Source organism: Flavobacterium bizetiae, assembly GCF_024271895.1.
GTDB lineage: Bacteria > Bacteroidota > Bacteroidia > Flavobacteriales > Flavobacteriaceae > Flavobacterium > Flavobacterium bizetiae.
The window spans coordinates 4,482,591-4,505,796 of the sequence record NZ_CP091861.1; the positions used below are offsets into that span (position 1 = coordinate 4,482,591).

At 36.1% G+C, this 23,206-nt stretch carries 13 protein-coding genes; all 13 read right to left on the reverse strand.

What is annotated here, in order from left to right:
* Positions 1–7 precede the first annotated feature (7 nt).
* Positions 8–1,405, reverse strand: coding sequence for a DUF4960 domain-containing protein (locus L0669_RS18805; RefSeq protein ID WP_263759362.1), 1,398 nt, complete (start codon positions 1,403–1,405; stop codon positions 8–10).
* A 20-nt stretch (positions 1,406–1,425) separates the two neighbouring features.
* Positions 1,426–3,117 (reverse strand): RagB/SusD family nutrient uptake outer membrane protein, encoded by a 1,692-nt coding sequence (locus tag L0669_RS18810; protein ID WP_263759364.1) that lies wholly within the window; start codon positions 3,115–3,117, stop codon positions 1,426–1,428.
* Between the two features lie 21 nt (positions 3,118–3,138).
* Positions 3,139–6,243 carry a SusC/RagA family TonB-linked outer membrane protein gene (locus tag L0669_RS18815; RefSeq protein ID WP_263759366.1) on the reverse strand — a complete coding sequence of 1,035 codons (3,105 nt, stop codon included), beginning with the start codon at positions 6,241–6,243 and terminating at the stop codon, positions 3,139–3,141.
* A gap of 25 nt (positions 6,244–6,268) precedes the next feature.
* A complete protein-coding gene (locus L0669_RS18820; RefSeq protein WP_263759367.1) occupies positions 6,269–7,876 on the reverse strand; it encodes a glycoside hydrolase family 32 protein in 1,608 nt (535 codons plus the stop codon).
* Positions 7,839–9,197 (reverse strand): sugar porter family MFS transporter, encoded by a 1,359-nt coding sequence (locus L0669_RS18825; protein WP_263759369.1) that lies wholly within the window; start codon positions 9,195–9,197, stop codon positions 7,839–7,841. The genes L0669_RS18820 and L0669_RS18825 overlap by 38 nt, the downstream gene beginning before the upstream one ends.
* A 744-nt stretch (positions 9,198–9,941) precedes the next feature.
* Positions 9,942–12,683, reverse strand: a complete 2,742-nt coding sequence (locus L0669_RS18830; RefSeq protein ID WP_263759370.1) for a substrate-binding domain-containing protein — start codon at positions 12,681–12,683, stop codon at positions 9,942–9,944.
* Positions 12,684–13,026: 343 nt separating this feature from the next.
* Positions 13,027–13,614 (reverse strand): LutC/YkgG family protein, encoded by a 588-nt coding sequence (locus L0669_RS18835; protein ID WP_263759373.1) that lies wholly within the window; start codon positions 13,612–13,614, stop codon positions 13,027–13,029.
* Positions 13,607–15,007, reverse strand: coding sequence for a lactate utilization protein B (locus tag L0669_RS18840; RefSeq protein ID WP_263759374.1), 1,401 nt, complete (start codon positions 15,005–15,007; stop codon positions 13,607–13,609). Before L0669_RS18840 ends, L0669_RS18835 begins: the two co-directional genes overlap by 8 nt.
* A 181-nt stretch (positions 15,008–15,188) precedes the next feature.
* Entirely contained in the window at positions 15,189–15,929 is a 741-nt protein-coding gene (locus L0669_RS18845; RefSeq protein ID WP_263759375.1) for a (Fe-S)-binding protein, read from the reverse strand.
* 856 nt (positions 15,930–16,785) lie between these two features.
* Complete coding sequence (locus tag L0669_RS18850; RefSeq protein WP_263759377.1) at positions 16,786–18,147, reverse strand: FGGY-family carbohydrate kinase; 1,362 nt, start codon at positions 18,145–18,147, stop codon at positions 16,786–16,788.
* A gap of 153 nt (positions 18,148–18,300) precedes the next feature.
* Positions 18,301–19,575: a sugar isomerase gene (locus tag L0669_RS18855; RefSeq protein WP_263759379.1), complete on the reverse strand. Its 1,275-nt coding sequence runs from the start codon at positions 19,573–19,575 to the stop codon at positions 18,301–18,303.
* A gap of 285 nt (positions 19,576–19,860) precedes the next feature.
* Positions 19,861–22,002: a bifunctional aldolase/short-chain dehydrogenase gene (locus tag L0669_RS18860; RefSeq protein ID WP_263759381.1), complete on the reverse strand. Its 2,142-nt coding sequence runs from the start codon at positions 22,000–22,002 to the stop codon at positions 19,861–19,863.
* 24 nt (positions 22,003–22,026) lie between these two features.
* A complete protein-coding gene (gene rhaT, locus L0669_RS18865) occupies positions 22,027–23,076 on the reverse strand; it encodes an L-rhamnose/proton symporter RhaT (RefSeq protein ID WP_263759384.1) in 1,050 nt (349 codons plus the stop codon).
* Positions 23,077–23,206 lie beyond the last annotated feature (130 nt).

Here is a 23,206-nt window from a genome sequence, read left to right on the forward strand (position 1 = left end):
AAGTAGCTTATTTTTTAGCTAGATAATTAATACTGTTTTGTGTCAAAAGTTTAATATTGGTAATAAACTCGTTAGACTGACTTGGTACTCCTGAGCTATTGGCTTCATTGTACCAATCATAAGCTCCCATCGAAATCACAATTACATTTTTATTTGTTGCTGTGTTTGGAAACTCTGCTATTGTAACTCTTCCGTCTAGCGAATCATCCCAAGCTTCACTTGCCAGGTTGGTTCCTCCGGTTTGGTTTCTCCATCCTTCTCCGTTTCCATAACCTCCCCATTCCGGTAAAAACCACCATGCGGTATGATTTAATCTGAAAGTTCCGCCTTGCAGCAAATTGGCTTTTCCGGTTTCAAAAGTGGATAATCCCTGAAAAATTGGATGACTTTCATGTCCTTTAAACGACATTCCCCATGAATTTGCATCGACAAATCCGTTTGGAGGGAAATCTCCGAAAACATTATTAGGTCCTTTTCCTGACGGAACAATTCCTAAAGCGTCAACATATTGTGATGCAAAAGAGGTTAAAAGTAAATTACCTCCGTTTGATCTGAAATTTTTCAACGCTGTGGTTACCGCCGGATTATAAGCAACTGAAGGTAAGTTTGCGGCGCTATCAAAATGCCACCAGATGACATTAATTTCACTTAAATCAGCTCCGTTTAAAATGCTTTCGAACGAAATATATCTTGCGCCCGGGAAATTGTCAAACAACCAGTTTGATGCCGTAACTTCATCCATATTAGTAATGGCGGATCTTGTTGCTGCTGTTCCTACAAAAGCTACTACCAAACCGGCCACGGGAACACCTACATTGGCTGTATAAGTAACGCTTTTACCGTTTGAAGTGATTATAAAAGTTACCGCATTGGTAAAATCTATTGTAGTTCCTGAAACCGGCGAAATCGAAACGCCTTCTGTTAATTCTATTACAGGCTGAAGCGCTTTCAGGTTGGTATTTTCAGGCAACGTCATTGTAATGGTTTTGCTCACATCGTTTACAGTTGCTGCAACTCCATTAATAGTAAAGCTTTTAATGGGACTTAAAACTACAGCCGTTACGGTATAATCTTTATATAAATTGCCATTTACAACTCTGAATTTTACAGGATTTGTAAAATTAACAGGCGTATTTAAATCCAGATTTGATGTTGCGCCTTCTACCAAAACAATTTCAGGTTTTACAGCTGTAATATCTGATCCGTAAGGCATTGTAACATTGATTTTTCCGGTAACCTGATCGATGGTTCCTGCTACTCCGTTTATTTTAAAAGCAGTAACATTAGATGGTGAATTGACATCAAAACCTCCGTTTTCAAAACTATTTTCGCAGGCTGTAATCACCAAAACAATTGCTAATACTGCCGCCATTTTGACCCAGTATTTATTGATAAGTTTTCTCATATTGATGGTCTTAGAATAGATTAATAACCTGGATTTTGTTTGTACAATCCCTGACTGAAATTAATTTGCTTTAACGGAATCGGGCAATACTCTTCTTTATGAGCATCAAAAAAGGCATCCTGATAATAGGTGCGTTTTATTTTTTCTTTGCTATAAAATGCATTCATTACTTCATCTGTAACACCCCAACGTACTAAATCAAAGAAACGGTTTCCTTCCATGGCCAATTCTAAACGACGCTCCCAACGCAATGCTTTACGGGCAAAATCCTGTGTCCAGTTGCAATTGCTTCCGTCTACATACGTATTGATTTTAAAGTTTTTTGCATACGGAAGTCTTCCTGTACTTTGCGCGGCACGTTCTCTGATTTGATTGATTAATGGCAAAGCTTCTGATTGTCTTCCTAATTCAATCAGGGCTTCGGCACGCATTAAAATCACATCGGCATAACGAATTTGTATTCTGTTTTTTGAATTTCCGTAAAACGGATCAATATTAACGACGCAGCTACAGCTTGGCGCCACGTTTTCTTTTAATGAGGCAAAATAGCCATAAGTTCCGGGAGATCTTACCCAGGCTTCTACATACAAAAATTCAGGATCATATTTGTATGGCAAGCCAGGCATTGCAACAGTATGGTATAATCTAGGATCTACCGTGTTGGCATCTCTATTTTTATAATCAAAATCCTGATCGTTATAGGTTTCAAATTCCGGCAAACCATTCGTTCCTGTTTTAAACGCATTTACTAAGTTCTGACTTGGTTTATGAAAATCGCAACATCCTAAACCTTGTGGAGTTGAAAGCACATCTGAAAAATTCAATCTTCCGTATAAAGTTCCGTCATTGTCTGAAAACTGAATGGAGAAAATAGATTCGGCTCCGTTTTCAAAAGGTCCCGGTAAAAAGTTATTGGCAAAATCAGGTTCTAAACTTGCTTTCCCAATTACTTTATCTGTTGCGGCAATTACTTCCTGCATATGCTGCTGATTGATTCCGGTAACTTTATAAGTTTCGTCCTGCGTGTAAGCCTGATACAAACGTGTTTTGGCCAAATACGCGTAAGCTGCTTTTTGAGTCGCACGTCCTACTTGCGGCTGTGTTTCCGGTAAAGCATCGGCGGCAGCCTGAAAATCTTCGGCAATTTTGTTCCAAAGTTCCTCGTTTGAAAGTACTTTGTTTGAGATGGTTTTATAGTTTTCTACCGGAATGTCTTCTGTGATATAAGGAACGCTTCTGAACATAATTTTCAGCATAAAATAAAAATGTCCTCTTAAGAAACGCATTTCGGCCATGCGTGTTTTTTTCAGCGGATAATCTGCTTCTGAAATTTTTTCCAACGCTTTTAAGGCTTTGTTTGCTCTTGAAACTCCAACATAACTGATGTACCAGAAGTTGTCTAATTCGGCAAAATCAGGTCTGATATTATTGGATACTTCAAAAAAGTGAAAATCCTGAATATCGTTTGTTCCACTACCGCCTTTGTAAGCATCATCTGAACGAACATTTCCAAAAGGCCATAAACTATACGGTGAATCATAATGGTCGTTTCCTAATTGCGCATAGGCAGCATTCATAAATCCTTCAACCGATTGTGGCGTAACAATATCTTCTTCTGAAAGTACTCCGCGAGGATTATTTTCCAGAAAATCAGAACAGGAACCCAACATTCCAAGCACTAAAAAACCTGTTATATATAGTAATTTTTTCATTTTTTTTGATTTAAGCTTTAATTATAAAGTAAAATTAAGACCAGCCGTAAAAGTGGTTGGCTGCGGATACCCAAATCCCGCGTTTTCAGGATCTACACCCGTAAAATTCTTAGCGTCAATGATCAGTAAATTTTGTCCGCTGATGTAGAATCTAAAGCTATCGAAATTCATTTTTTTCAATAAATCTTTTGGTAAGCTATAGCCCAATTGCAAAACTCGAAGTTTTAGATAGTTTCCGTTTTCTACATAATAAGTCGAAAATCTTGATTCTGCATTTCTGTCTACCGTTGTCAATGCCGGAATTGTAGAATTAGGATTGTCTAATGACCACGCATTTAATAAACGAGTTCCTTTGTTAGAACCTACGTCGTCTACGCTCCAGAAATCTGTTTGGTATTTGGTATTATTAATCACATCGACATCACTTGCTCCTTCCCAGAAAGTGGTGAAATCCCAATTTTTATATCCTAAGCCTAAATTAAATCCGTATAATAATCCCGGGTTTGGATTTCCTATCCAGGTACGGTCTTTATCTGTAATAACACCGTCTCCGTTTAAATCTTTGTAACGTATTCTTCCAAGCCCTTTCCCTTCCTGAGTGGCCGAGTTGTCTACTTCGTCCTGACTTTTAAACAATCCGTCAGTAACATAACCGTACATAGAATTAATCGGGCGTCCTAAGATATTATCGTTAAGTCCGTCTCCACCATAGTTATTGCGTACTTCATCCGGCAATTTTGTAATCTTGTTTTTGTTGGTCGACACATTTGCTGAGATATCATATTTTAATCCAAATGAAGTTTCGCCATGATAACCTAAAGTAAATTCCCATCCTTCGTTTTGCATCGAAGCCCCGTTTACCCAGCGATTTCCTCCTTCGCCAATTACTCCTAAATAAGGTGGCAATACCAAAATATCATCTGTTTTTTTGATGTAATAATCTACAGAACCGCTTAATTTTTGTTTGAATAATCCAAAGTCTAAACCTATGTTGGTTTGTGTAGTGGTTTCCCATTTTAAATCATCATTTCCTGATTGGGTTGCAATAAAACCTGACGGAAGTAAACCGTTTCCGTTTCCTGCAATATCATACGCGGTACCAAACGAAGTTGCCCATGTTGGACTTCCGCCTGCGTAACTTGCTAAATAAAGACTATACACCGCGGTATTGCTAATTTCCTGATTTCCGGTTTGCCCCCAGCCTGCTCTTAATTTTAAATCAGATACAACCGGTGCATTGTTTTTAATGAAATCTTCATTGCTGATTCTCCATCCAGCCGAAACTGCCGGAAAGGTTCCGTATTGATTGTTTTTTCCAAAACGAGACGATCCGTCACGACGAATAGTACCTGAAAGCAAATAACGATTATCAAATTCATAATCTACTTTTCCAAAGAAAGATAGCAATGAATATGTTGTTGATGTTCCGCTGGTAAACGATTCTCCTGTTCCTGCATCAGGATACATATAATCAGGCGTTTCGATCAGGAAATCATTTTTACGTAAAGTTGTGGTGTCATAAACATCTTTGTAAATTTCTGTTCCTGCCATTAAATTCAGATTGCTTTTTCCGAAATTCAGGCTATAAATTGCCGTGTTTGTCCACGTCCATTTGTCGCTTAACGACTGATCAATTGTTACAGATGTCTGATCGTTTTGCAAATAACCTGACTTGTAACTTCTTTGTAGTGTACGTTTTTTATAAGATCCGTAATCGATACCAAAACTACTTTTGATATGCAGATTTTTGATCACTTCTAAGTCAGCATACATATTCCCGAAAAGACGTAAATAATCGTATTTATTGTCTTTGTTATATTCTAAAAGTCGCACCGGATTTTGTCTGTCGTTCATTCCTCCCACTGGTCCTCCCCAGCCTTTTCCGTCTACAGTATGTACCGGGATTATTGGCAGCGCACGTAACGCAGGATCCAGAACTCCGGGATCTGTAACTTCATTGGTACGGGTCATCGAGAAGTTTTCGCCAATAACCAGTTTACCATCAAAATATTTATACGAACCGTTCATTCTGGCAGAAATTCTCTGGAAATCAGTAGTTTTTACCACTCCTTCATTTCCATAATATCCCAAAGAAAAAACATAACTTCCTTTATCTGAAGCATTAGAAACTGATAAATCGTATGAATTTGCGATTCCGGTTTGCGAAATGGCATCGTACCAATCTGTATTTGAAGCTTTCAGGGTTTGGTTGGCATCTAAATATTCAGGAACCAATACTTTGTTTAATTGTGGTTTGTTATTATTTACAGACCAGTCGAACTGATAGCGTAAATTATTATTGTTTGGATTTAATCCGTCGTTGATATTCGCCTGCCATAAAGCCTGACCAAATTGATTGGCATTCAATACATCAAGCTTTCTTGAATAATCTGAAAGAGAAGTATAAGTGCTGAAATTGATTCTCATCTTGCCTTCTTTTCCTTTTTTGGTGGTAATGATAATTACACCGTTTGAAGCTCGCGAACCATAAATACTGGCGGCAGAAGCGTCTTTTAAAACCTGAATTGTTTCAATATCGTTCGAGTTTAGTTCGTGCATTCCAGATTTTGTTGGCATTCCGTCAATAACATAAAGAGGATCTGTGTTGTTTAAAGTTCCTACACCACGAATCACAACTTTTGTGTTTCCTCCACTTGGCGAACCGTCAGACGAAACTTTAACCCCGGCTACTCTTCCCTGCAGCGCTTTTATTGGGTTAGGTTCCGGTTGTTTCATGACTTCCTTCATGTTAACAACGGCAACGGCACCGGTAATATCTGTTTTCTTTTGTTTAGAATATCCCGTTACAACAACTTCATTCAGCTGATTGTTATCGACTTTTAAAATAATATTGAATATTTTTTGTCCTTTAACATCAATCGATTGCGATGCAAAGCCGATAAAAGAAACGACAATTTTTGCATCCTGAGCTACATTCTGGAAAGAGAAATTTCCATCAAAATCTGTTACTGTGCTGGTATTGGTTCCGGAGATCAACACAGTTGCTCCCGGAAGTGGCATTCCGTCATCTGACGAAATTACCGTTCCTTTAATTCCTGTTTCCTGTGCGGTTATCACCAGCATAGGAAAAAAGAAAAATAGAAAATAAATGAGTTTGGTTTTCATAGTTAGTGGTTTTGTTTTTTTAAGGTTAGTTTATATTTAATTGGTTAATTTCTACGTTGCTCAGCTCAACTCCATTGTTTGAAGAAACAGAAAGTGTGGTATAGGGCTGGTTTGGAAAAAAGATCTCGGTAATTACTTTTTCTCCATTATTGTAAAATATTTCAATCGATGTTTTGTCAAGAATGATTTTAAAAACACCTTCTTTCTGACTTCCGTCTAAAGCTGCTTTGGTAATTGTTGATGCAAACTTTTCTGAAAAATCGATTTTTCCTGATTTCGAACGATCCACAAATAAATAATGATTTGTATTATCGATCCCGAAAGTCACTGCTTCTCCATTTGCATTAGCAAGCGTAAAAGTGTAGGTATCCTGTTTAAGGTTTTTGATATTGAAATTGACAATTGCTTTTGTAAAATCAATTTTGCCGGCTTCTGCAATCGCCAGTTTTCCTTTTCCTTTTAGGCTTTTTACTTTGATTGTTTTGCCAATGTATTTGTTGATCTCTTTTACTGGATTATTAATTAAAATATAATCGTTTCCTTTTTTGATGATCTCAAGTTCGCGTGCAATTGTCGTGGCACTTCTCCAGGATTGTGTTGGCACTTCCTGCGCGTATTCCCAGTTCGACATCCATCCTATAAATAATCGTCTCCCATCTGCAGCAGGAACATTATTCCAGGTTACGCCTGCGTAATTATCTTTTCCGTAATCCAGCCAGGCTGCTTTTTCTGTCTCTACTTTTTTAGCAAAATTAGATTCAAGTGTAAAGGTTGTTCCGTCGAAATCGCCAATAAAATATTGTGTTCCCGAACCGCCATTGACTCCGCCCGGATTTAAATTCTGAATTAAAACCCATTTGGTTTCATTAGTTCCTTTTACTTTTATCTGAAAAAAATCAGGACATTCCCAAACACCTCCATGAGCACCAATATTTTTTCCGAATTCTGATAAATATTTCCAGTTTTTTAAATCCTTCGAACTGTAAAACTGAGCGCGATCCTGTGCTGCCAGTACCATAATCCATTGTTTATGGGTTTCATCCCAATTGACTTTTGGATCACGAAAATCACGAATTCCCGGATTTTTCACGACAGGATTTCCTTCCTCAAATTTCTGCCATGTAAAACCATTATCATTCGAATAGGCAATATCCTGCTGTTCTACATCGATCTTATCTCCTTTTTCTTTGGTCATATCGTGCAATGTATAAATCGCTACAATCGGAGCTTTTTTTCCGGTACCTAAACCCGATGTATTCTGTGTATCAACCACAGCACTTCCTGAAAAAATGTATTTGTCTTTGTCCGGATAAAGTGCAATGGGCTGTTCTTCCCATTTAATTAAATCTTTACTAATAGCATGTCCCCAGTGCATTGGTCCCCAGACACTTTTTTCAGGATAATGCTGATAGTACAAATGATAATATCCATCAGCATAGAACATTCCGTTAGGATCATTCATCCAGCCATTTTTGGGTGTAAAATGAAAATTAGGACGGTACATTTTTTCTTCTGTAGCAACTGATACTGTCGATGCTGTAGTTTGTGCAGCAGCCGAATAGGGTTTACAACCTCCTATTGATAATAATACAGCACTATATAATGCCAGCGGTAGATGTTTCTTTGATGTCATGTTTTTTGATATTTTTTTTGGTTAAATTTTCACTTAATACTTCTAAAGAGATTCCTTTAGTTTCAGGCATTATAAAAATTACAAAAAGTAATTGCAGTACCATCATCAATGCAAAAATTAAGAATACTACTTCGGGGCCGATTTCTGAAAACAGCATCGGGATTAAAGACGGAATAATTGCGGCTAAAACCCAGTGTACCGAACTTCCAAAAGCTTGGCCGGAAGCACGAATGTGGTTAGGGAAAATTTCTGAAATGAAAACCCAGATTACGGCTCCTTGGCCAATGGCATGCGATGCGATAAATAAGAAAAGGAAAGTGGGTACTGATAATCCTCCCCAATTGTAATAAAAGGAAGCAGAAACCAATCCTAATGAAATAATATACCCAACTGAACCAATGTACATTAACAACTTTCTTCCTAATTTGTCAATTAATGCTACTCCAATTAAAGTAAATATAAGATTGGTTATTCCGATTCCTATACTGCTTAGTAAAGCGGTATTTTGTCCTAAACCTGCTTCTTCAAAAATTCTTGGTGCGTAATATAAAAAGGCATTGATCCCTGAAAACTGATTGAAAAATGCAATTAAAAAAGCCAATATTAGCGGGAAACGGTATTTTTTCATGAAAATGTTTTCATGTTTGGTTACTCCGTTTTCTCTCGAATCGTCCATGATATCTTTAAGCTCAGCCGTTGGATCAATTTTAAAAAGAACTTTACGGGCTTCTTCGTCACGGTTTTTAGACAGTAACCATCTTGGACTTTCCGGAATGGTCAATATAAATAATATATAGATAAATGATGGAATAGCCTGAACTCCAACCATCCAACGCCAGGCATTTTCGCCAATGTCTTTTAAAAAGTAATTTGAAATAAAGGCGATTAGAATTCCCAGTACAATATTAAACTGATACAAAGCTACTAATCGTCCGCGTTTGTCTGCAGGAGCAATTTCAGATACATAAGCCGGAGCTGCGATGGTAGATGCCCCAACTCCTAAACCACCAATAAACCTGAAAGCTGCAAAAACATAAGGATCGTTTGCAAAGGCAGCACCAATAGCAGAAATAAAATACAGAATCCCGATCCAGAATAATGTTTTTTTACGGCCTATTTTATTGGTAGGGATTCCTCCAAAAATAGCTCCAATAACTGTTCCCCATAATGCCATTGCCATAACAACAGATCCGTGAAAAGCATCAGATGAATGCCAGAGCAGCTGTAATTGTTTATCAGCTCCTGAAATAACTACGGTATCAAAACCGAATAGAAAACCTGCCAGTGCAGCAGTAATAGACCAAATCAATATCTTATTCATTGTAGATGTATTAAAAACTTGTTGCTAAGATATCCGCAAAAAAAACAACTTATTTTTAATGATGTTACAATTTAATTCTATAATTATTGATAGTTTGATACTTTATAGTCAAATCATTAATTTACAACGCTTTACACTTATTTAATTTTATTCACGAAAACCTTGTAGTTTCGATTTTGTTGCATTTAATATAAAAATGATACATGGAATTTTGAGAAAAGGTGCAAAGTAACAAAGGTTATCAGGTTGTAAGTTGTTAAAAAAACTATAAGTAAAGAGAATTTTATATTTTATTTAAGTTTTATTTTTTGAATTGGTTCTAATTTATTTGAAGATATAAAATAAAGCTAAGAATGAATTTAGCCCAGATAGCCGAACATTTTTTGGCTAAAGCCCCTCTAATATTCATTCTCTCTCCTCCAGCTGAAGCTGGATGCAATTAAAATGTATTATGCAAACAGGTTTGTAATACCCAGACTTCGCCGAAATGACAAATTAGACGAAAATCTTGTTATGAAAATGATTGTCCTAGCCCCGATAGAAGAGGAAATCCTTTTGTGCCGGGGTTCGGCACAAAAGATTGGAACGGATAGCGGGATTAGCTCCTGAAAAAAAATCTACTAATTTCTTTTGGTACGCAATAGTTATCGCTTTGTCTCGTACCTACGGCACGCCAATACATTTGGAAACTAATTTTCTACCAACATATAATACCTAAAGGCACATCTCAACTTTTGATTGGTATTAATATTTATCATTTTTATATTCTTTAGGCGAAATTCCAAATTTATTTTTAAAAGCGGTAGAAAAATAGTTGGGAGAAGAAAATCCAAGTGAATAAGCAATTTCAGAAATATTCATTTCATTTGATTTTAAAAGCTCTGCGGCTTTCTCTAATTTGACATTATTGATATGATCGCTAATATTAATGCCTAAAATTGCTTTTACTTTTCGATACAATTGCACTCTTGAAACGCTTAGTTTGTCTGCAAGATCTTCGACAGAGAATTTAGGATTTTCGACATTCATCTTAATAATATCATTCATTTTTGTAATGAAAGTTTGTTCCTGATTGCCAAATTTTGATTCAGGTTCGATACGATAAATGTTATTGGTATAATAATAACGAAGTTTTTCTCTGTTGAAAAGCAAACTCGAAATAGATTGTTTCAGGATCGAAAGACTAAATGGCTTGGTAAGATACTGGTCTACTCCGCTTTGCAATCCTTTTAAAACAGATTCTTTGTTACTTTGTGCCGTTAGAATAATAATAGGAATATGAGAAGAACGCAGATCTTTTTTTAATTCTTTGCTAATTTCATAACCATCTTTATCGACGAGATTGATGTCACAAATGATGATATCGGGCACTATTTCCATTGCTTTTTCAATCGCATCGCTTCCGTCGGAAGTATGAACAATATATTCATTCGATAATTTAGCTTTTAGAAAAGTAACCAGATCATTATTGTCTTCTATAACCAAAATTGAATGTTTTTCTGCATCAGAAATGATATGTACTTCATTCAAATCCGGTTCTATGTCGAGATTATCTGTTATTAAATTGGGCGTTATGTTTAAGTTTTCGGCTTTATTTACGATTTCAGAAGGTTGTAAATGACTGTTTCCTTTGAGTAAAGTAATGACAAACTCACTTCCCTGTTTTGATTTTAGTTCGATGGTTCCGTGATGCAAAAGCACAAATTCTTTAGACAAATGGAGTCCGATTCCTGAACTGTTTTTGTTATTGTTTGAGGCTTTAAAAAACGGATTAAACACATTAGATAATTCATTTTCAGGAATTCCTATTCCGGAATCTTTGCAGCTAATTTTAACTGTACTGTCTTGATTTTCGATAATCGAAATTGTAATTTTTCCGTTATCGGGCGTGAATTTAAAAGCGTTGGAAAGCAAATTAAAATACACTTTATCCATCAATCCTTTATCGATGAACAATTCGAGATTTTTGTTTTTACAAATGAGCTGAAAATCTATGTTTCTGCGAATTGCTTCTCCTCTAAAATTGGTCATTATTTCATTAGTAAAATCGTAGATCTTAGTATTTGAGGCTCTTAAAGTAAATTTTTGTTCTTCAATTTTTCTAAAATCCAGTAACTGGTTTATTAATCTCAGTAATCTGTTGGAGTTTTTATGTATTAGTTTTACTTCATCAATCAGGGCTGTTCCTTTAATTTTTTCATTTTCAATTAAGGATTCTACATAACTCATGATTAGCGTTATGGGAGTTTTAAACTCATGTGAAAGTCCGGTAAAGAAATTCAGCTTGGCTTCGTTGCTTTTTTCGGCCACTTTTGCCATTTCCTGAATTTCATTGTTTTGGTCTATAACGGTTTGATTAATACGTTCGAGTTGTTTTTTCTTTTTCGAAATAGAAATTGTCGAATAAATACTGTAAATCGTAAGGCTTAAAATAATTACAAGAAAAAAACTTAATAACCTCACCAGATTGTTCTGCGAGGCATATTCTCTTTCCTGCACTTTTATTGCTCCTTGCTGCGACTCTATAACTGCTTGCTGCTGATCGACTTTATCCATTTGGTTTTCGATAATTTCAGCGTTATTATGATCGATTACAATGGTGTTGAGAATGTTATTTTTAGAAATGGGCTCTTTATTGTACATTTTTAAAGCCAGTTTTAATGCTTCATTTCCTCCTGTTGGATATAAAATCGTACCATCTAAAACGCCGCTTTTTACCAATTCGATTCCGCCATTGACAGAATTTAATCCGTCGACTCCCAAAAACTTTATTTTATTTTCCAGACCCACTGTTTTTGCTGTTTCCCAGGCGCTTAATGCCATGCGATCATTATGGGCAAAAATGTACTCAATATCAGTGTTTTGCAAAAGGATGCTTTTTAGCGGTGCGCTAACGGATTCTTTTTCCCAGTTGCCGTGAATGATGCTTACTACATTAAAACGTTTGTTTCCTTTTATAATCTGATCAAATCCAAGACTGCGTTCATAGGCTGGTGATGAACCGTTTGCGCCAGTAATTTCAACGATTTTTCCCGAAGCTTTGCTGTGCGAAATAATATATCTGGCGGCAATTCTGCCTATTTCGATATTATCTGCGCCAAGATAAGCGGTATAATTTTCGCCATCGATTTTGCGATCGACTACCAAAACGGGAATTCCGGCTTTTATCGATTTTTCGACAACGGCTGTTAAAGGTTTTGACTGAATTGGCGAGACAATAATTACATCTACTTTATTGGCTATAAATTTTTCGATGTCCTCGATTTGTCTCGCAACATTATTATTGGCATCGCTAATTTTTAAATCGACTTCAGGGCGTAACGATGCTTCAATTTTCATTGAACTGGTCATTTGCTTGCGCCAATCATCTGTGGTCATGGCTTGAGAAAATCCTACCTTTATTTTATCTCCTTGCTTTTTATTACAGGAAACTAAACTTAATGATGCTAAAAAAAGCAGCAAAATATATTTTACAAGTGAATACATGAAATTATGAGTTTATGTAAATGAAAATGAGTTTTCAAAAAAAACAAATACCTTCTTAGACCAACAACCTGTCAAAATAATTAGGAAGGATTATTTTGTACTGACAAGCGGGAAGGCAATATATAATAGGGTAAAATTAAACTTTTATTTGATGTACACAAATCTTATCAGGTCTGTGTGAATAAAAAAAAGAGGATATTGAATCCTCTTTAAGTTTCTATTTTATAAACTGTAAATAATTTCTTGTTCTGGCTGGCTATAATTGCTTTGTGGGTTTACTTCAGAGGATTATAAATAAACTTTGTGCTGATTTTTTTTCTCGCAGATTTTTTTTTTATATCATTTAATCCAATAAAAAAACGATTAAGCCTCTTGCGCCGTGAGCTCCTAAAACTAATGATTGTTCGATATCAGCGGTTTTGGATGGTCCTGCAATAAAAGTCCCGAAACCATATTCCTGATTACCAATGCGATCATAAGCCTGATGCATAGTAGCAATGATATCTTTTTTATGAACGATAATGGCCAAATATTGTGCTATAAAAGGCGACACTCTTTGTCCTAACACATGGTCTGTTACCCAAAGTGCACTATTTTCGGCTACGCCAAAATGAGCTTTTATAACATTCAATTCTACATCCTGAAGAGAATGCGGATCATCGTTTGTCCAATCTAAACTTGCAAGCTCAGCAAGTTCCGGAAGTGTCGTTATCAAGCGTTTTTGTAGATTGTAATTTCCTTTTATGTATGCAATGATTTCAGCATAATTGGTCACTTCTACAGGATCTCCGCCAATGTTTTTCAATACTGTTTTATAAGTCTCAAGTACATCAGGATTTTCTGAACTTAAAAGATTCAAGTCAGGCAAATCAGTTACTACAGCGGGTTGATTCTGCTTTATTTTATTTAAAATGTCTGCTTTACTACTCATTGTCTTTTGCTTTTGCTTCTCTTGAATTTTTCTTGTACCATTCTCTAAAAGATTCTTCTGGAACGGCTGGCATTTCACGTTGATCGTACCATTTGTTCATTTTATTATTGACTAATCCGGGAACATTTTTCATTACAAAACGCCCTGATTTTCCGGCAATATTAAAAATAGTTGGATTCGCCAGAACAGTTGCCATCGTTTTCATTGCAACGGTTTTTGCTTTTGGCGTATGCCCTTCCTTAACCAAAACCTGACGCCATTTGTACAACTGGTCGTGTATATCGATTTTTACCGGACAAACATTGGTGCAAGAACCACAAAGTGTACTTGCAAAAGGTAAGTCGGCATTTTTACTCATGTCTAAATTGGGTGCCAAAATAGAACCTATTGGCCCTGCAACGGCATTATGGTAACTATGTCCACCACTTCGTCTGTAAACCGGACATGTGTTCATACACGCGCCACAACGAATGCATTTAAGAGAATTTCTAAAATCCTCTCTGCCTAATTGTGTGCTTCTGCCGTTATCGACAATCACGATATGAATTTCTTTTCCGTCTCTTGGTTTCTTAAAATGACTCGAAAAAGTAGTAATTGGCTGTCCTGTGGCGCTTCTGGCTAATAATCTCAGGAAAACGCCTAAATGTTTACGCTGCGGAATCAGTTTTTCGAATCCCATGCAAGCAATGTGAACATCGGCCAAATGTGCGCCCATATCGGCATTTCCTTCATTGGTACAAACTACAAATTCGCCTGTTTCTGCAATGGCAAAGTTTACTCCGGTTAAAGCTACTTTTCTCGTTAAGAAAGTATTTCTTAAACTCAAACGAGCCGATTCGGTTAGATATTGAGGATCTATATTTCCTTTTTCTGTTCCTAAATGTTCATGAAAAGTTTCGCTTACATCTTCTTTTTTAAGGTGAATTGCCGGTAAAACAATATGGCTTGGCGGCTCTTTACGAAGCTGTACGATATATTCTCCCAAATCTGAATCGATTACTTCTATGCCTTTTCCGGCCAGATAATCATTCAAATGACATTCTTCTGTAAGCATCGATTTTGACTTCACTATTTGCTTTACATCATGTTTTGCCATGATCGAATGCACTATTTCGTTATGTTCTTTCGCATCAGCCGCCCAATGCACTTTGATGCCGTTCTTTTGAGCATTTGCTTCAAATTCAATTAAATAATCGTGAATATTAGAAAGCACATTATTTTTAATTTTTGAAGCCGTTTCGCGAAGCAATTCCCAATCCGGAATCTGATGCGCGGATTTATCCCGTTTTTCACGAACAAACCAAAGTGTTTCGTCGTGCCAGTTTACCCGTTCTACATCTTTATTAAAACGTGCTGCAGCTTCGCTATGTTCTATTATTTTTTCTGATGACATCTTTATTATTTGAAAGTCAATTTTGAAATACTTATGATGATTTTTATCTAACCGCAAAGCTCGCAAGGTTTTACGCAAGGTTCGCAAAGCTACTTTTTTATCTTAGCTCCCGATAGCTATCGGGATTGCGTATTTTTTCTTAGCGTACTTTGCGGTTAAAAACTATAACCAACGCCTACTTTTAATTTCCCAAAGAATTTAATATTTCGGCGATATGAATTGTTTTAATCGGGCTTTTTTGTCTTTTTAGAATTCCTTCTAAATGCATCAAACACGACATATCTCCACCTGTAATATAATCTACATGATGATTTTCATGATCTCTTATTCGGTCCTGGCCCATTTTTACAGAGACAGCTTCTTCGGTCACACAAAATGTCCCACCAAAACCACAACATTCATCTTTTCTAGACAAAGCAACCAAATCTAAACCTTTTATATTGTGCAATAATTGCTCTGGTTTAGAAAAAAATGGCGCGTTTAATTCGGTCATCTGCGAAAGCTTTAATCCACGCTGACCGTGACAACTTACGTGCATTCCTACGCGATACGGAAAATTTCCATCGATAGAATCTACTTTAAGAATGTCAGTTATAAATTCGGTGAGTTCAAATACTTTCTTGCGCATTTCTGCTGCCAGTTCGGCTTGTTTTTCGTCATGCAAATGTTCTTTTACATGCAAAACACAACTTCCGGAAGGGCAAACAATATAATCAAATTCTGCAAAGTTGGCGATAAAATTAGCATCGCAGCCTTTGGTTAAATATTGGTATCCGCTATTGGCCATCGGCTGACCGCAGCAGGTTTGTCCCATCGGAAAATGAACTTCGCAACCTAATTTCTGCAAAAGTTCATAGGTCGCGATACCCACTTTTGGATAAAACTGATCGACATAACACGGTATAAATAATCCGATTTTCATATGCTGTTTTTTTAACACTGAGATATTTGTTACAAATTCGAACGATAATTGAAATCATCAAACCTCATAACGCGAATTTAAAAAAATGTATCCCTTTTTATGCTCTTTTTTACACACAAAGTTTATGTTTTCTGTGTGTTATTTTTTTATTTTTAAACTAAGCTTTCATTTTAAACACATAGAAACATAGATATTGGAAAGCTTAAAAGTCGTTTCACTTTTAATAGTACCACATAGCGTAATCACAAAGCTATGTGTAAAAATCTGGATTTTTTTTAACTACCTCAAATAATAAAATATTAAATCTATGTTTCTATGTGTTTAAAAAAAAATCACAATGTATTGAGAAGCTCTTATTTTTTAATCCTTTTAATCCTGTAATCTGTGGCTATTTCTCTCTCGCAGATCTTGCAGATTTAGCAGATTTTTATTTCAGTCTGATTGTTATTTTTTTCAGGAGCTAATCCCGCTATACACTCCAATCTTTTGTGCCGAACACCGGCACAAAAGGATTTCCACTTCTATCGGGGCTAGGGCCGTCATTTTCATAATACTATTTTAGTTTATCAAAAATGATATAAACAGATCTAAACATGCAAAGTAACCATAATCTTGTCATCCTGAGAAACGAAGGATCACACTAGAAATTCCGCAAACAATGTCGATAATCTTTGTAGAGTTCCGCGTGTGATCCTTCGTTTCTCAGGATGACAAAATACTGTATAAACTTTGCGTTAGTTTCTTGCGGAGATCCCTCGTTCCTCGGGATGACATACTAAGCGTAAAAAAATATAGAACATCTCTTAATCTGTACCTGACTATTTTTAATTTTTAATTCTAAATTTTTAATTCCAATCTAGTGTTTGTAAAATTTCAAATCGATCAAATCATTCTGAATCGGTTTAGGATTCCAGTTTTGATGAATCGCCAATGCAGCGCCCAAAGCACTTGCCTGCGCCATTGAAGCGGCAAAAACTTCGATATCCGGATAAGCTTCGGCTAATAAATTCATGAAAATAGAATTTTTGCTAAATCCTCCATCCACAAAAATCTTCTTTACAGGACTATTATGAATTACCAAATTAGTCGAAAAAAACTGCTGTTCTACCAAATCAAGCATCAATTGATGATAAGCGATTTCGTAACTTTTAAAATTACTTAAATCTCTTTTTTGAAACGGACATTCTTTTAGAATATCAAAATCATATTTCTTTGGATAAATAATCTGAAAATTTAAAGCCCGTAAATTCGACACTATTTTTTTATCAAAATAAACCTCTTTATAAGTATCAACAGGCACCTTAAAATGTTCTGCTAATCTTTTGGTTTGTACTTCGTGTTCGTTGCCCGAAAAAAGACGCGCAGCTTTTACTGGTTTCTCCGTGTATTGCATATAACACAAGCAATCGTGTTGTAATTCTTCAAAGGTTAATGGCTTGGTATTAAACGGATTTAAAGAAATACTCCATGTTCCTGTAGACAATAAAACAAAAGGTTCTGTAAAATTGATCGTGTACGGAATAATCGCAGATGAACTATCATGCAAACCAACACCAATGGCCAATTCGCCGTCTTTTTTTATAATATCTTTTCCGTAATGCAGCGGCGGAATTTTAGTCGAAATAGCTTCATTTTTAAGCCATTTATGATACTTCATTTTCTTAAAATTCCAAAGATTGGTATGACATCCAATACTGGTAATATCGGCGTAAGCTTCATTCGTTAAAAGAAAACTCAAATATTGTGGCAGATGCAAACAGTATTTTACCTGATCGAATAATTCAGGATTTTCTTCTTTAAGCCTGTAAATTTGCATTCCTGAATTGAGACTTCCTAACACAGGAGAAGCTGTTTTTACTGCAAAAGCTTCTTTTCCTTTGTATTTATTATAAAAGTCATTTTTTAATTCCTCCGGATACTCTTTTAAGTAATTATACAGAGGAGTTAAAACTTTTCCGTTTTCATCAATGTAGACAAAACTGGCGCCATACGTACTAAAATTGATGGCTTTTAAAATGTAATCTGTCAGGTTTTTTATTTCTGCTAATCGTTCGAATATCCAGTTTTTAAGAACCTCAATATTTTCGCAGGGAAAACCATCTTCGTCGACTGTTTCATCAAGATTTACTGATTTTTCCCAAACAATTTTATAGTTTTCATCAAATAAAAATACTTTCTTGTTTGTTTTACCAATGTCAAAAATTGCAACTACATTCATTTTTTTAATTGTAAATTGTTAATTATCAATTGTTAATTATAGATTACAGAATTATGTTTTTTTCTTAGTTTTTTTTTTAAACAACCAACATATAAATAACATTGGCATTAACTCATAACTCATAATTCATAATTAACAATTAATAATTTATAATTATAGTCCTGTCGCCATGGTTTTTAAACCTCTTTCTCCTATCAGATTTTTTCTAATGGCAAGACTGCGATACAATTCTACCGGATTTAATGCCGCACCAGAACGCAAACGAGCCTCAGCAACTAATGCGCGAACATCTGTACGGAAAGCATCCTGAAGGATTTCCTGCGCTTTTACAACATCATTTTCCTGTTGTGCAATTTCTAATGCTTTTCTGTCTACCAAAAGTGCTTGTGCATACGCAATCATGATGGCTTCTACAGATTGTAATAAATCTTCTAACGGATCTTTTATGTTGTGCGATGCATCAATCATCCAGCCTAAATCTTTGGCGTGATTCATTCCGCGAGCGTCCATTCCATCCACTAATTCATTAAAAATCAAGAATAATTGATATGGTTTTAAAGCTCCGGCAGTTAAATCGTCGTCTCCGTATTTTGAATCATTAAAGTGAAAACCGCCTAGTTTTTCTTCCATTAATAATAAAGCAACAATTTGCTCAATATTGGCATTTGGTAAATGATGTCCTAAATCAACCAAGGTTTGTGCTTTATCTCCTAATTTTTTTACATAAGAATACGATTGTCCCCAATCTGCTACTGTTGTAGAATAAAAATTAGGTTCGGCACATTTGTATTCTAAAAATAATTTCCAGTTTGAAGGCAATGCATCGTAGATTTCTTCTAAACTTTCTAAAGTATTTTGGTAGGCTTTTCTAAAGTTTAATTGTCCAGGAAAAGAAGATCCATCGGCCAGCCAAATTGTTAGTGATTCTGATCCTAATTCGATTCCGTGCTGAATTACTTCGATATTATGTGCAATGGCTTGTTTACGAACGGCTTTGTTTACGTTTTGTAATGAACCAAATTTATACGAATCCGTTTGACCTGCCTGATCCTGAAATGTATTCGAGTTCATGGCATCAAATCTCAGATTGTGTTGTGCTGCAAGGCTTTTTATTGCTTTATAATCTTGTGGAATATCCCACGGAATATGCAATGAAATCGCGCCTGAAGCATTGTTTAAAGCATGAAGCAATCCTACATCTTCGATTTTTTCTTCGATCGAGCGTGGTTCTCCACCTCCTGCAAAACGTCCGAATCTTGTTCCTCCTGTTCCTAAAGCCCAAGATGGAATCGCGATTTGAAAATCGATTAGTTTTTGAATAATCGATTCTGTATGACCAATTTCTGATGCGGTAAAGGCAAATTTATTTTGATGTTTTTTTAATAAGTCTTCGTTGTGAGATGCTATTTTATAGGATTCGATTAACATAGTATTTTATCTTTTAATAGAGATTACAATATATACATTAACACTTTGATTGTAATTGCTTTTTAGTACACAGAAACATCGTTTTTTGTTATAAATAAGGTGTTTCAAATTACAAGCTAACGGTTAAATTGTATACAGTAAACTCTGGTTTAACGTTACTTTTTTATGCTATTTTGTTTTACTCAGGTTGTGATTTTCTAAAAAAATCTAACGCCCGAATGGTATCGAACGTTAGACCACAAAAAACCACTTTTGCTTTAAAACAAACTTAAAAACTTAAACTATCTATCTGTAAAAGCCCATTGATACGCCGCCGTCTACATTTAATGCATTTCCTGTAGATTTATCGAGTAAACCGCCAACAAAAGCAAAACAAGCGTTTGCAATATCATCAGGCAATATAATTTCATTCAATAAGGTACGTTTTGCGTAATAAGCCGGTAATTCGGCCACGGTAATACCGTATGCTTTTGCGCGTCCTTCTGCCCAACCGCCAGACCAAATATTAGAATCTGAAATTACGGCATCAGGATTTACAGTATTTACGCGAATTTTATCTGCGCCTAATTCGGCAGCCATCAAACGTGTTAAATGCGCCTGAGCTGCTTTTGCCGAACCATAACCCGGATTATTTGGCCCCGCTACAACTGCATTTTTAGAAACAATATTTACAATATCTCCGCCAAATCCTTGTTTGCGCATTACTTCGATTCCGGCTTTCGAAACAATAAATTGTCCTTTTACCAAAATATCATACAATCTGTCCCATTCTTCAAGGGTGTGTTCTGCAATAGATTTAGAAATACTAATTCCTGCATTGTTGACTATAATATCAGCACCTCCAAAAGCTAATGAAGCCTGATCTAATGCTTTTTCTGTGCTTTTTTCGTCGGTCACATTTAGTAATGTACTTGCAACAGCATCTTTCCCAAATAAGGTAATAAACTCAGTTGTAGCTTGTTCTAAACGTTCTTCGTTGATATCATTGATGACCACACAAGCGCCTTCCTGAGCAAACTTTTTAGCAATTGCTTTACCAATTCCGCCAGCAGAACCTGTAATTACAGCGACTCTTCCTGATAATGCTTTAGGCTTTGGCATACGTTGTAGCTTTGCTTCTTCAAGCAACCAATATTCGATATCAAAAGCTTCCTGATGTGGAAGCGAAGTATATTCTGAAACAGCTTCCGCTCCTTTCATTACATTTACTGCATTGATATAATATTCTGATGCTAAACGTGCCATTGTTTTATCTTTGGCAAACGTAAACATACCCACTCCCGGATATAAAATCACCACCGGATTTGGATCACGCATGGCTGGCGAATTCGACTTTTTGCACGTATTATAATATTCTTTGTACATGGCACGATATGCCTCAAAAGCAGGTGTTAGTTTGGCTTTGATCGCATCAACATCTGATAAATCTTCGTTAGGTTCTAAGGTTAAAACCAAAGGACTGATTTTGGTACGCAAGAAGTGATCCGGACAAGAGGTTCCAAGTGGAGCCAACTTTGACAAATCATTAGAATTAATAAATTCCAAAACTCTTGCATCATCTGTATAATGTCCAATCATCTGACGTTCTGAAGAACAGAATCCTCTTAAAATTGGAGCTACTTTTGCTGCTTTTAATTTACGATCCGCTTCCGGCAGACTTTCTATTTTTTTACCTCCAAAAACAGGACGTTTTTTTCCGTAGTTATTTTCTAAATATTCGGCACATTTCTCAATTACTTCAAGGGTATTCACATAGCTTTCGTAAGCTGTATCTCCCCAGGTAAATAAACCGTGAGATCCTAACATGATACCGCGCAGTTTTTTGCCTTTTTTCTCTGCTTCTTCCAGACAGCTTCTTAACTGAAGCCCAAGGTCAAAACCAGGACGCTGCCATCCTACCCAGCCAATTTCGCCGTTGAACAATTCTTCGGTAATTTTAGCTCCGTCTTTTGCAGCAGCGATTGCAATTGCTGCATCAGGATGCAGGTGATCAATATGTTTGAAGGGTAAAAAACCATGTAAAGGCGTATCTATAGAAGGCGCTTTTGATGCCAGATCGAAAATACAGTGATTGAATAATTCTACCATTTCGTCTTCGAATTCAATGCCTCTGTATACATTTTCAAGATTACGAAGACGGTCTAAATAAAGTGCCGCACAACCTGATTTTGTCAATGTACCAATGTCTCCACCAGAGCCTTTAATCCACATTACTTCAGAGGTTTCTCCGGTTAGCGGATCTTTGTCCGTAATTTTTACCGAAGTGTTCCCACCGCCATAGTTTGTCAATCTTAAATCGGCTCCTAATAAATTAGATCGATAAATGAAAAGCGCTACTTCATCTCCTGCCAATGCTGCTGCCTTAGCGTCATCCCAAAGATAGCTTACATGCTTAAAAGTCATATTATTTATATTTATATTCGACATTGTTGTTATGTTATTTTTGTGTGTTTATAATGAATTTCCAATTCCAACTAAAACAATTGACAGCATGATGAGTGCAATCCCCCAAGCAAAAGTTCTAAGGGTTCTTTTAGAAACTCCAGACCATTCTTTGAGATAGAATCCCCAGAAATTCGCTGTCAGGATAATCGTCGCCATGTGCAAAATCCATGAACTTGCTCCGTTTCCTAATTTACTTTCTCCCATTCCGTAAAAGAAAAATTGTAAAAACCACATTGTTCCGGCAATACCTGAAAAAAGGATATTTTTAGTAATGGGTGTTTTGGTATTCGTATAATCTGAGAAAGTTTTATTTTTGAAATTCAGGTACATGCACCAGATAAAATTGGTGGTTAATCCTCCCCACATCAAAACGATATAAGTGACATTGTTTTGAAATAATGGGTTGCAACCGTAATTTACAGCGGTTTCGGCCATTGGTTTTCCCGCTTCGATTCCGTAGTTAAAAAACGAACTCAGAATTCCCGAAATAACGGCGATTATCAAACCTTTTACTAAACTAAAATCCTTGTCTTTGTCTTCGTGTCCTGTTGCAAAATCTTTTTCTTTTAAGATCCCTGCTTTTCCGGAAATAGCGATTCCAATAAGGCAAACTAAAACTCCTGCCAAAACAAGACGACCGCCTGGGTTTGAAAGCATATCGGTAAACGAAATTTTGCCTTCTGTAGGATTTAAATCATAATAAATAGACGGAACCAGAGCACCAAAAGCAGAGCAAAATCCGAGAATAATAGAATTTCCTAAAGACATTCCTAAATAGCGAACTCCCAAACCGTATGTTAGTCCCCCTACTCCCCAAATCAATCCCATTAAAAAGGTGAACGTTTTTATTGTTGGCGATGCTGTTACAATGATATCAACAAAATTTGGAATCGTTAAGTATGCAGCGATTGGCGGCACGATGAGCCATGAAAAAAATCCTCCTACAATCCAGTAGCTTTCCCAAGCCCAATCTTTTACTTTTTTAAATGGCATATAAAAACTACCTGAAGAAAATCCTCCGATAGAATGAAAAATGATTCCTAATAATGATTCCATTAATAATTTTGTTTTTGGTTAATTTGATAGTTAATTTGGTTTTGTAAAATAATAGAATGTAAAAAAGAAAACTGTCCTGTACTATCCTTTATAGTTTTGTTATTTATGTTAAAACTGAAGATTATTACAA